Origin of the sequence: Lactobacillus panisapium (assembly GCF_019469265.1) — a bacterium.
GTDB lineage: Bacteria > Bacillota > Bacilli > Lactobacillales > Lactobacillaceae > Lactobacillus > Lactobacillus panisapium.
Map to the genome: position 1 here is coordinate 1,146,898 of NZ_CP048268.1, position 11,710 is coordinate 1,158,607.

Annotated in this window: 9 protein-coding genes, 1 pseudogene and 1 other annotated feature; of the genes and pseudogenes, 1 reads left to right on the forward strand and 9 read right to left on the reverse strand. The window is 38.3% G+C overall.

Annotated features, from left to right (window positions below):
• Window positions 1-49 precede the first annotated feature (49 nt).
• The 6 genes and pseudogenes from brnQ to GYM71_RS05430 form a co-directional block, all read right to left on the reverse strand.
• Entirely contained in the window at window positions 50-1,429 is a 1,380-nt protein-coding gene (gene brnQ / locus GYM71_RS05405) for a branched-chain amino acid transport system II carrier protein (protein WP_220219713.1), read from the reverse strand.
• A gap of 138 nt (window positions 1,430-1,567) precedes the next feature.
• Window positions 1,568-1,820, reverse strand: a binding site (T-box leader).
• A gap of 91 nt (window positions 1,821-1,911) precedes the next feature.
• On the reverse strand, window positions 1,912-2,553 hold the full coding sequence (locus GYM71_RS05410; protein ID WP_220219714.1) for a copper homeostasis protein CutC: 642 nt from the start codon (window positions 2,551-2,553) through the stop codon (window positions 1,912-1,914).
• Between the two features lie 15 nt (window positions 2,554-2,568).
• A pseudogene (locus GYM71_RS05415) lies at window positions 2,569-3,519 on the reverse strand (glycosylasparaginase).
• 125 nt (window positions 3,520-3,644) lie between these two features.
• Entirely contained in the window at window positions 3,645-5,060 is a 1,416-nt protein-coding gene (locus tag GYM71_RS05420; protein WP_220219715.1) for a DASS family sodium-coupled anion symporter, read from the reverse strand.
• Window positions 5,061-5,081: 21 nt separating this feature from the next.
• Complete coding sequence (locus tag GYM71_RS05425) at window positions 5,082-6,902, reverse strand: FAD-binding protein (protein WP_220219716.1); 1,821 nt, start codon at window positions 6,900-6,902, stop codon at window positions 5,082-5,084.
• A 12-nt stretch (window positions 6,903-6,914) separates the two neighbouring features.
• On the reverse strand, window positions 6,915-8,699 hold the full coding sequence (locus tag GYM71_RS05430; protein WP_220219717.1) for an FAD-binding protein: 1,785 nt from the start codon (window positions 8,697-8,699) through the stop codon (window positions 6,915-6,917).
• A gap of 211 nt (window positions 8,700-8,910) precedes the next feature.
• Here GYM71_RS05430 and GYM71_RS05435 point away from each other — a divergent pair, with 211 nt between their 5' ends.
• Window positions 8,911-9,792, forward strand: coding sequence for a LysR family transcriptional regulator (locus GYM71_RS05435; RefSeq protein WP_220219718.1), 882 nt, complete (start codon window positions 8,911-8,913; stop codon window positions 9,790-9,792).
• A gap of 95 nt (window positions 9,793-9,887) precedes the next feature.
• Here the strand turns inward: GYM71_RS05435 and GYM71_RS05440 are convergent, their stop codons facing one another.
• From GYM71_RS05440 to dhaL, 3 genes are all read right to left on the reverse strand, one after another.
• Window positions 9,888-10,607 carry an MIP/aquaporin family protein gene (locus tag GYM71_RS05440; RefSeq protein WP_220219719.1) on the reverse strand — a complete coding sequence of 240 codons (720 nt, stop codon included), beginning with the start codon at window positions 10,605-10,607 and terminating at the stop codon, window positions 9,888-9,890.
• A 139-nt stretch (window positions 10,608-10,746) separates the two neighbouring features.
• Entirely contained in the window at window positions 10,747-11,118 is a 372-nt protein-coding gene (gene dhaM / locus GYM71_RS05445) for a dihydroxyacetone kinase phosphoryl donor subunit DhaM (protein ID WP_220219720.1), read from the reverse strand.
• Window positions 11,119-11,120: 2 nt separating this feature from the next.
• Complete coding sequence (gene dhaL / locus GYM71_RS05450) at window positions 11,121-11,702, reverse strand: dihydroxyacetone kinase subunit DhaL (protein ID WP_220219721.1); 582 nt, start codon at window positions 11,700-11,702, stop codon at window positions 11,121-11,123.
• Between the last annotated feature and the right edge of the window lie 8 nt (window positions 11,703-11,710).

Genomic DNA, 11,710 nt, shown 5'->3' on the forward strand with positions numbered 1-11,710 from the left:
TGATGTCAAAGAAGAGGCTCAACAATTTAGTAACAGCTAATTAAAAAATTTAAGCCTTTTTGAGCTTAGCATTTTGATATAAATGATGGATAAAGCCGATTACTAAGCCAATAATTGTTGGAATTACCCAGTCCATGCCAATTTTGGCAAAAGGTAGAAAACGAGTTTGAATAGCTTGTAATTGCAGAGCCCAAGGTTGCTGACTTATTATAGGAGGAAAAGAGGCAATCATGTCAAAAATAGCTGGAATGAAAGTTAATCCGACTGCCCAGTAATAAACTATTGCATCATGATTAAATAATGGGCCAGTTATTGACAAGATTATTAGAACAATTGCAATTGGATAAAGGAACATTAACATTGGTGTTGACCATGATATGATTGTGTCAAGCCCAAAATTAGCGGTGATAAAAGAAGCCACTGTCATTATCAATAGCCAAGTATGATAACTAATTTTGTTGAAACTGCGGTGAAAATCTTGCGCAAAGGCTGCTAATAAGCCAACTGCTGTTGTTAAACAGGTCAATGTTACTAAGGTTGCCAGCAACGCATGACCAAAGTCCCCTAAATAGTAAGTAACAATTTGGTTAAAAGTGGTGCCTCCTTCTGGGGCGATTTTAAAATGATTAAGTGTCGTTGCTCCGAGCCAAATTAAGCAAATATAAATAATTCCAATAGCGCTTGTTGCCAATACACCAGCCTTAGCAGTCACTTTTGCGTTACTCTTAGCTGAGGTTTTACCAAGCTGCTTAACTGCCGAAACAATCGTATAGCCAAAAGCTAAACCAGCTAATGCATCCATCGTGTTATAGCCTTGCAAAAAACCGTTAAAAAATGGCATGGTTTGATAAGCAGGAGTAACGCTTTGCTGTTTAGCAGCCCCCATAGGTGAAATTGCTGCCAATAAAAAAATAAAGAATAACAACACTAAGAATAGTGGGTTTAATATTTTTCCGATACTTTCTAATATTGATGATTGCTTATATGAAATAATAAAAGCTAATATAAAAAAGACCGCAGAGAAAAGTAATAGACTAATTTGAGAGTATTTTTGCGGTAAAATTGGAGCTAGGCCAACCGAAAAAGAAATACTCGCTGTTCGCGGTGTTGCAAATAATGGTCCCAAAGTTAAATGAATTAGAACCATAAAAGCAAGTGCAAATTTAGGCCCAAGTGGTAGACCAATATCATAAACACCTTTTGCGTGGCTGGCACTAATAGCTAAAACTGCTAATAAAGGTAATAAAACTGCTGTGACCAAAAAGCCAAAGGTCGCCATTCCCCAGTTTGCGCCCGCCATTTGACCTAAATGAATGGGGAAAATTAAATTTCCTGCTCCGAAAAAAAGTCCGAATAACAAAGAGGCAACAACAAGATATTGCTTCCAGGTTAAGGGTTCTCGATTTAAGTCTTGTTCTAAATTTTCCATAATAAATCTCCTTTAATTTTTACTCGCTGATGGTTCCGACATTCTTTGTATCAATATTCCATATGAAAGACCACTTTCTGCGTAATTTTAGAAAGTTAAGCTTAGGTTTTATAACTAAAAAAAGCACCCTTGAAATTAATCAAGGGTGCTTTTAACACGGTACCACCTAAATTACTAATAACCTAGTCAAAAAAAAACCAAGTTAATAAGTCACTTCACGTACGGCAATAATGCGATACGCTAACACGATAATGGGTGTTCCCAATATTAGCTACTTTTAATTCACCATATAGCTCAAAGTTACTTTCACTCTGCCATCACGGTTCTTTTTCAGCAACAGAACTCTCTAAAACGCTACGTGCAAAGTTACTTTTCTTTTCATTGCTTTCTTAATATTAATAATATTTTAATCAAGACATTATTTTTTGTCAACGTCAAATCTAAAAAAAAGATTAATTAACTCATTCTGCCTATCATAATCATTATGGCAACACAATCTTTGTTCCATGCAATTGATTAACTCTTAGTTCACCAGCAACCAAAGATGCATTACTAGTATTAATTCCACCGCCAGGTAAAATCTCAATTTGGTTATTCGCCCAAGCAATAATCTTTTTCAAACGATCAAAGTTGGCTTCTACCGGCTCTTTTAAATTTCCTCCGTGCGTCAAGATACGTTTTACACCCATACTTATCAATGATGTTATTGCATTTTTTTGGTCAGATTCTGTTATATGATCAAACGCCATATGCATTACAACGTCAAGTCCTAGTGCTGTAGCTAGCGAAACTAGCTCTTCCATTTGGACCTTATTAAGCAAATGTTGCTTAGTCAAGCAGCCAAATGTCACTGCATCTGCTTTTAACAAGCCCGCAATTTGGATATCATTTTTCATCATATCCAGTTCGGTACTATCGTAAACAAAATTGCCACCTCTGGGCCTAATCATGACAACGACTGGAACCTGAAAACCATGAGCATAGTCAACCGTTTTTTTGATTACACCAAATGAAGGTGTTGTTCCCCCAGCCTGTAAATTATTATTTAATTCAATTCTACCGGCTCCTGCAGCAATATTCTTAGGGACAGACAAAAAATTTTCAACACATGCTTCTTTAATCACGATTGTTTCTCTTTCTTAATCTAATGGAATATGAGTTTTAGCCTCAAATTTTTCGAGCCATTTTTGTGTAAATGGAAAAATATGAGTTTTGTTGTCCTCCGGCTCAGCTACAAAAATTGTTGGCGTTTGATTAGTGCCAGCTACACAAAAAGCAAATTGAACGTTAGTAGCTACGCCAAAATTACCATTTTGATCCAAAGCAATAAGTGATATCGCTCCTACGCTACCATACTTTTCCTTTAGCTTATTAATAAAGGGGTAAAGTGACTCATCACAAGCCTGTTGCGGACTTTTTCCCTCACCCATTTTATTAACAATTTCATAGGACAGGCATCCCTTCATAATATCTTCGCCAAGACCTGTCGCAGCTGCTCCACCAATAGAACTATCGACATAAAAGCCTGATCCCGATAAAGGTGAGTCACCTATTCGCCCATTTTCTTTCATAAATAATCCGGAAGTTGATGTTGCTGCAACCATCGAACCTTTTTGATCAAGCGTAACCGCACCAACCGTATCATGCCCATCATAAGGGACTAAGTTTTCCTGCTTTTCAGCTTGAATTCTATCTTCCCACTGAATTTTTGCTTTTTTAGTTAGCATATTTGTCATGGTAAAACCATTTTGCATGGCAAACTTAGTAGCTCCTTGACCAACTAAAAAGCTATTCGTTTTGCGCTCACTTAATTTTCGTGCAACAGATACTGCATTTTTGACATTTTCAATTGCGGCTACCGATCCTTGAGCAAAAGTGTCACCATCCATGTAACCTGCATCCATCTGCACCACGCCCTCTTCATTGGGTAGCCCGCCGTAACCAACAGAGTGGTAATCGGGAAAAGATTCTACATCATTAATTAGTTATTCAACTGCATCACCGGCAGATTGCTGCTCTTGTAATAATTTACTGGCCTTTTTAAGTCCCTTAAAGGACATTCTCCAAGTCGAAATTGCTGCCCAAGTCATGTTTTTACCTTCTTTTTATTAATTTAGATAATTTTAATCTTAAACTATGTATAGAAGAGTTACAACTATTGGTAACAACAAAAAAGATTCTAACCTAATGTAAAAGGCTGAGAATCTTTTTGTAATTACCACATTCCAATTACTTTTGTCCAAACAAGTCCGCCGCCAAGCCAGATTACGTTCAAGACAACGCCAATGATGGCACTGAGTTTCCACCAATCTTTATTGGAAACATAACCAGTTGAAGATAATAGAGCCGCTGGACCCGCAGAATAGCTCGAAGTTGACAGGTATAGTGAACCATCTAATGCAAGCATTAAAGCGGCCATGACTGGTGGTACTCCAGCACCAATTGCTATTGATAAAAAACCTGCATATAGAGCTGAAATTTGAGTTGATACACTTGGGAATAAATAATGTAGGTAAAAATAAGCTAAATATAAAATTACTAATACTAAAACCCAATTCATTCCGTGCAGTGCACTTCCCAGAGTCTTTGAAAACCATGGGAAAAAGCCAAGCGTCATTAGTTTTTGCGACATCAACATGATGATTGACAACCAAGTTAAGATATTCCAAGCAAAGCTTTGTCCAAGAATATCTTTAACATTGATAACACCACAAATAAGTAAAAGAGCCACGGCGATAAAACTAACCTGGGTAGCATCTATTCCAAATTCTGGTCCAACTAACCATAAAATAACTGAGAGTAAGAAAACGATTCCCATGATCTTTTCGGCAGCCGTCATTTTGCCAAGTTTTTTCAATTTATCGTCTGCCCAATCATGAGCATTAGGAGTTTCCTTAATCTTAGGTGGGTAAATTTTATATAAAATAAAAGGAACGACTAATAATGAAATCAAACCAGGAACAATTGCTGCTAAAAACCATTGCATCCACGAAATTGAAATGTTTTGCGTCTTTGCTATTCCAAGAGCTACCATGTTACCAGCTAAGCCGGTTAAAAACATAGTTGAAGTGACAATATTAACTTCGTACTCATTGAAAACCAGGAAAGAACCCATGTCCCGTTCTGTTCCTTTTTTAGGATCAGAACCCATTTCTTTTGATAAGTTATCAATAATCGGGTACATAATGCCATTAACACGCGCGTTGTTACTTGGAATACCAATTGCCAAAACAGTCTCAACTAAGGATAATGCGTAAGCTAAGCCTAAAGTTCTTTTACCAAAAGTTTTTACAAAGAAATAAGCAATTCTCTTACCTAATCCAGATTTGATAAAGCCAGCTGCCATAAACATGCACATTGCAACCATCCAGGCCGTCGAATTACCGAATCCCGCCGTAACTTCGTCCATTTTGAAGATACCGGTTAAGGTGGCAATTACAACAGCAATAATAGTTGTAGCCATCATTGGTAACGGCTTAGTCACACAAGCAACGATGGTTGCAATAAAAATCGCGAACAAGTGCCAAGCTGTGATATTGATTGCTGTTGGTCTAATCGGTGTGACTAGCCAAAGAATAAGGCCAATCCCCACTGGCAAGAGCCATTTTTTCCATTCAAATTTATCTAACATTTTTGTTTTCTCCTTAGAAAATTATTTGTTCGCCTTTTTAATAGCTGAACTAACAGCCTCTTTTAAAGCATGGGTTGTTGTGGAAGCACCTGAAATGGCATCAACAGCTGTTGTGTTTTGTTCCACCATTTCTTGTGGCAGACGAGCGATCGCAACAGCCCCAATACCTTCAGTCTCATGATTTTCCAAAACTTCAATGTTCTTAATTGTTTGGTCTTCATAAGTTACTCGGACCAGAATTCTGCCCCCAATGCCTGCTTTAGAAGAACCAAGATATTGATTCTTTTGCAAAACAATTTGGTTTTCGTTATTGCCATCGAGTAGGTCATTTATGTTCGGGAGAGTGCCTACACTTGCTGCTTTTGTCGTTAAACTTGGTAACTGTGCAACTTTTTCGCCAGCAATTTTACCAAAAATCAAACACTCTGCTAAATTGCCACCGCCTTGGTAGCGATTGGTACACATGCCACCAAGTTCACCAGCACTATACAAACGTCTAATCACTTTGCCGTCATTATTTAGAACTTGAGCAAATTCGTTATGTTGAGGTCCTCCTTGAGTATTTAAAACTGCTGGAGCTAATTTGACGGCATAAAAAGCACCATTAACGTTGAATTGAGCCATTGTTTCTGGGGCACGATTAAATTCAAGATCTTGCCCTTTTTGCACGAATTGATTAAATCTAGCAATTGTATTTACCAGATTTTTACCAGGAACTTTAATTTTGGTAGCCAAAGCTTCAACCGTATCAGCCTTAACGACCTTAGCAAAAAAGTCTTGGTACTTTAATCTTCCTTCTTCTTTTTCCTGCAGAAACTTTTGGTACTGGTTGTGATCAAAGACAAGCCATGCGTTATCGTATGCATGCGGCAAAAGATAATCACCGTGTTGGTAAATATGACCATGCCTAAATTTGGCATCCTCACGCATGAACCGTGTCCCATCATCGGCAACCGCAATAATGGAACCTTCTTTAACATTTTTCCAGCCACTAATTTGTCTTCCGCGAACATTGTCTTTTTCGGCAATTACGTAACTAGGTACTATGCCAAGAGACTCGTAATTACCCATATGCCACATCTTAGCACCAACTTCGGCAGCCATTGTAATGCCATCGCCTTGATTATATAAGGTACCCAATGGGGTCAACTTGCTAACATGCAGATAGTCTTGCTGCATCTGAGCATTATTTTCAAAACCACCAGTTGCCAGCACCACACCCTTTTTTGCGCGAATAAAATAGTGCTTGTGATTACGAGTAATTACTGCTCCAACAATTTCATCATTTTCAGGGTCCTGCAAAAGATGCTCAGCCTTTGACTTCAGCCAGACATTAATTTGCGAACTACGTGAGAGAACTTCTTGGCGAAGTATTTTCCATAAACCAGCATCAAAATCCTGATTATGCACCAAGGCAAAGTCAAAGGTTTCGGAACCATTATATTCGGGATACTCGCACAAATTATTTTTATTAGCCAAATGATCACCTGGCTGATAGTCTTTTGACCAAATAAACGGATCAATCCCCAGATACTTCTTAAAATAACTCGGCATTTGAACAAAGCCGTCCAAATAAGCATTTAAAGTAGGCTTATCAACATTGAATGGTGCGGCCAATTGCTGATAATAATTAGTTATTTTTTCTTTATTATGTGCCATTGCCACATGCTGAGCTGAATAGCGGGTATTACCGCCTTCGTGGCCATAAGGGGCAGCGTCTACAATTAGCACCCGACAGCCTTTATCTGCGGCAAAACGAGCAGCAGTTGCTCCAGCTCCACCAAAGCCTAAAACTAAAACATCATATTCTCCATCCCACTTAGTTTGTGCATCAATTTTCATTTTTCTTCTTCTTTACTGCTTCTTAGCATTTTTGATTGCTTCGTTAACTGCTTCCTTGAAGGCAGCACTTGTAGTGCTGGCGCCACTGACTGCATCAACATCCGTTGTCTGTGCAGAGAGCATCTTTTTGGTCAATACCGGTATTGCTTTGCCTCCTAAAGATGGTGTTTCTTTTTCCTGCAAAGTTTCGATTTTAGCAATTTTATTATCATCTAGCGTTACGCGAACAACGATTGGAGCATCGTTAATTCCGTTTTCACTAATACCAATGCCTTGATTTGCACCAGCTTCGTAATCAGCTGAAGTGGCGTGCGCATCCGACTTAAGGTCCGGATTTTCCGAAGCATTCGTAACAACATCTACTTCTGCCATTTTTCTTTTTGGCCAAGCTGCATTTTCACCAGCAATCTTACCGGAAATTAACAAGTCTGCGATACTGTTTGCGCCAATGTATTTTGTTGCAAAGATGTCGCCAAGTTCCCCTGCTTCATATAAGTGCGGAATAACGTTATTCTCCATATCAAGTACCTCGCATTTTTCATTTCTGCGAGCGCCACCATGAGTATGTAAAATATTATGTCTAATCGCAATGGCATAATAAGGCCCATTGCCAAAAGCACGCATTGTTTCAATTTTGCGGTTTAACACCATATCCCGTTTTGTTTCTGTTACTTGAAAATTAAAGTCAGCAACTGCTTCAGCTAATTTTGGAGCACTAATCTTTTCAGCTAACTCTTCGATCGAATCGGCTTTAACTGCATATGAAATTAACTGCTTAATTTGCTCTGCCTTGTCTGAAGAATCATTTGCTAGTTGATCATATTGTTTTTGATCCATAACTATGTGAGGATGATTTTGATTTGGCAACATAATCCAATTACCATGGTTATACTTATAACCGTGACGATCTTCTTCATCTTCTCGGTAATAACGCGTTCCGTCATCCCCAGCAACAAAAATACTGCCGTTAAATAGGCTTTGCCAATTGATCATGTAAGCAAACTTCTCTCTTGGCTTGCCCTCATTTAATGAAAAGCCATGAGAATCATAATTAGACATATGCCATAGCCTAGCACCAGCTTCGACAGCTAAATCAATACCCTTACCCTTATTGTATAAAGTACCAATTGGTGCTAATGACCCTTGGCCGAGAAAAGTCTGTACCATATCCTGATTATTTTCGAAACCGCCACAAGACAATACGACACCATTTTTGGCTGCGACATTTTGCACGATGCCATGGCGTTTAATCTGTACGCCAAGAATTGTTTTTGAAGCAGGATCCTGAATAAGATGTTCCGCCGGACTTGAAAACCAGACGTCAATTTGATCTAAACGTTCGTAAACTTTCTTCCGAAGTAATTTCCAAAAGCCACCATTGTACATGCCAGCCGTCATTGTTTGTGAGCGCATAGTAGCCGCATGATCATATTCGGGATATTCACCTTGTGGCCTTCTACCAGTATATTGGGCATCAATTCCAAAATATTTTTGTGAATATTCCTTCATTTGTAAAACATTATTTACAAAAGTATCTAAAGCTTTTGGATCGTATTTAAACGGATAGTAAGTTTGTTTATAATAATCACGCAAATCATCAAAATTATCGCTCCAGGCAAAGGCCCCACCGGCATAGCGGGTATTGCCACCTTCTTGACCTTCTGGCGCAGAATCAATCAATAAAACTTTTGCCTTTTGGTCAGCGGCAAATCTCGCCGCACCTGCACCAGCTCCACCGAAGCCAACCACGATTACATCATAGATTGCGTCCCACTTAAGAGTTGAATCGTAGATCATTATCTTACCTTCTCTTTCCTAAAAGATTACTTATACTTAATGAAATATATCCTTTAAGAAAAATTAAGTCCAATTTATTTTGCGCAGATTTTTCCTATACAAAAAATTCTAAAAGCATTGTCAAGTAAGGAATAATTGCAATTTCTTCTCAAGTTTAATATAATCAAAAAAGATGAGATTATAAAAGTTTTTAATTAATTAGGAGATAAAAATGAACGAAAAAGATCTTCTATACTTTTGTAAATTAGTAGAAACGGGTAATTATACAGCAACGGCTGCTCTATTCGAAGTAACCCAACCAACTATCTCAATGGCAATTAAACGGCTGGCTGATAAATTCGATGATCCACTTATTTTGCAAAAAAATAGAAAAAGCAAAATTACTTTGACAGATGCTGGGGAGCTTCTTTATGAAAAAGCTAAAATTCTATTACAAGATATTTCCAGCATTAATTATGATGTTAAACACGCTAGTGATAAGAAAATAAGGTTAGCTTTTTCTGGCGAGGCTGGCAATTCATTTATTGCTGATATTATTATGAAGTTTTATCAAGCCGGACTAACCGATTTAATTGACACTAATATTGAAAGATCCGCTGATGCATTTTCAGATTTAACTAATGGAGATGTTGACGTAGCAATTTATTCTTGGATGGTGCCAATTAATGATCCTGAATATTTTGTCCATAACCTCAAGAGAACTGAATTAGTTATTATTACTAGTTTGGATGATCCTTGGAAAGATGTCCACGAGATTAGTGCTTCTGATTTACGCAACCGCAAATTTGTCGCCCGTTCACGGGGCTATCTAACAAGAGAATGTTTGGAAGAAGTAGGTAAACTGGGTAACTTCTCACCAAATGTGATTTATACTGCGCAAACCATGCAAACGATGATTGACCTAGTAAAACGGAATGTTGGCATTGCGTTGGCAATGGAAAGCAGCCTTAAGGACGAAACTGGCGTTCACGTAATCCGCTTAAAGCCAGGTCAAAAATTATACGCTTATATGCAAATCGCAATGCGTAAAAGCTTTGTGCCGAACAAATACCAAAAGAAAGGTATTGAAATCTTGCGGCACTTTAAGCCTTAATCAGAAATATATTAATACATTTTGTAGACTAAAAAAACTCATGACCATACAGCTAAATCTAATTAAAGATTTGCTGTAGTCATGAGTTCTTTTTTTTAAGCTAAAATATTAAATAATGCTGCTGCTAGTGAACCACCTACAAGTGGTGCAATGATTGGAACCCAACTGTAGGCCCAATCAGAATTGCCTTTATTGGCGATTGGTAATAATTGATGAACCAATCGCGGTCCAAAGTCACGTGCAGGATTCAATGCAACCCCAGTAGGTCCACCAAGTGATAAACAAACTGAAGTAATTAAAAATCCAGCTAATAATGGGTTTAAGCCATCGGCTAAATCACCGTTAGTTAAGGCTAACAAACCATAAACCAGGATAAAGGTTGCAATTAACTCAGTAAAAAAGTTCCAAACATAATTTCTAATAGCTGGAGCTGTTGCAAAAGAAGTTAAAATTGCTTCTTCGTCCTTAGTTTCCGCCCAGTGCGGATAATAGGTTAGCCAAACTAAAACTGCCCCGACAATCGCTCCTAACACTTGAACTGCAAAATATGGTAATACTGCAGACCAAGGCAATTTATGAGCAATTGCCATCGACAACGTAACTGCCGGATTATAATGGCCCGGACAGAGCCATCGTGCACTGAACACGCTGAATGCAACGGCAAAGCCCCAGCCAAAAGAAACAACTATCCAGCCACTCCCTTTGGATTTAGACTTGTTTAGGTTCGTCCCGGCACACACGCCATCACCAAGTAAAACTAGCATCGCCGTGCCTAGAAACTCCCCAACCAATTGCATTGTAAAGTTATTATTCATATCCCTCTCCTACCTCGATTATTGTGCTACAATCGTAGTCTTGTGAAATAATTATCAGTAGTAAATTACTCCCGGGAACAAATATATAACTTTCTGTCTCTTTTGTAAATATCAAAATTGCGCGAATAAAGGCTTAACATCATTGCTTAACAACTAAAGGCTGTAATTGTTTTTCTATTTCATTAAGTGGGACATTAGCTTGAAGTAAACTAGCGGCAGTATAAGCCCCTTCAATAAGTGCTGTGTTATATAAATGAACTTTTTTGTCTGAAAACTCTACGGCCATGTCTAGGTTCATTTTGGCACTGCCTAAATCATAAAAAGCTAAGATTTCATCTGCCTGATTTTCGTTAAAAGCCTTAATAATTTTATCCATACTGGTGCCAATATCGTTGTCATTGGTACCACCAGCAAGAGTGAGCGGCACATCTTTAGCCACCTGCTTAATAAGTTTTTCAATGCCGACAGTTATTTCTGGCACATGAGAAACAATAGTTATTCCTAAAGTCATCATTATCCTTCCGTTTCGAGTAATGCTGTGAATAAGTAGCCACTTGATTGTGAACCTGGGTCAACATGTCCTTTAGAACGTTCACCCAAATATGATGCTCGACCTTTTTTGGCAATCATTGGAGCGGTACTTTTAACTGCAGCAGTAATTCTAGACTCGGTTAACTGGCCTTCTTTAACTTTTGGTACTAGTTGTGCCCAGACATCAACCATAGTTTTATCCCCTGGTTGTGCGCCACCGCGTTTTTCAATTCCATTTAACGCAGCTTCTAATAATTCGCCTAAATCTGTTGTAGTAGCACTTTTTTTAGCCATTTCCAAGAAAGCTGTTCCGTATAAAGGACCAGAGGCGCCACCAACTGTTGAGATTAAGGTCATTGCAATCTCCTTTAGAGCCTCTGACTCTGAAGCTGGAGGAGTAGTAGAAAGTTTTTTAACTACCGCTTGCATACCCCGATCCATATTAAAGCCGTGGTCACCATCTCCGATTGGCGTATCAAGATCACTTAAAAGTTGCTTATTTGCAGCTATTTTGGCAGCAAACTTTGTCATCCACTCAATTGTTTGATTGACAGTTAATTCCATTTAATTAT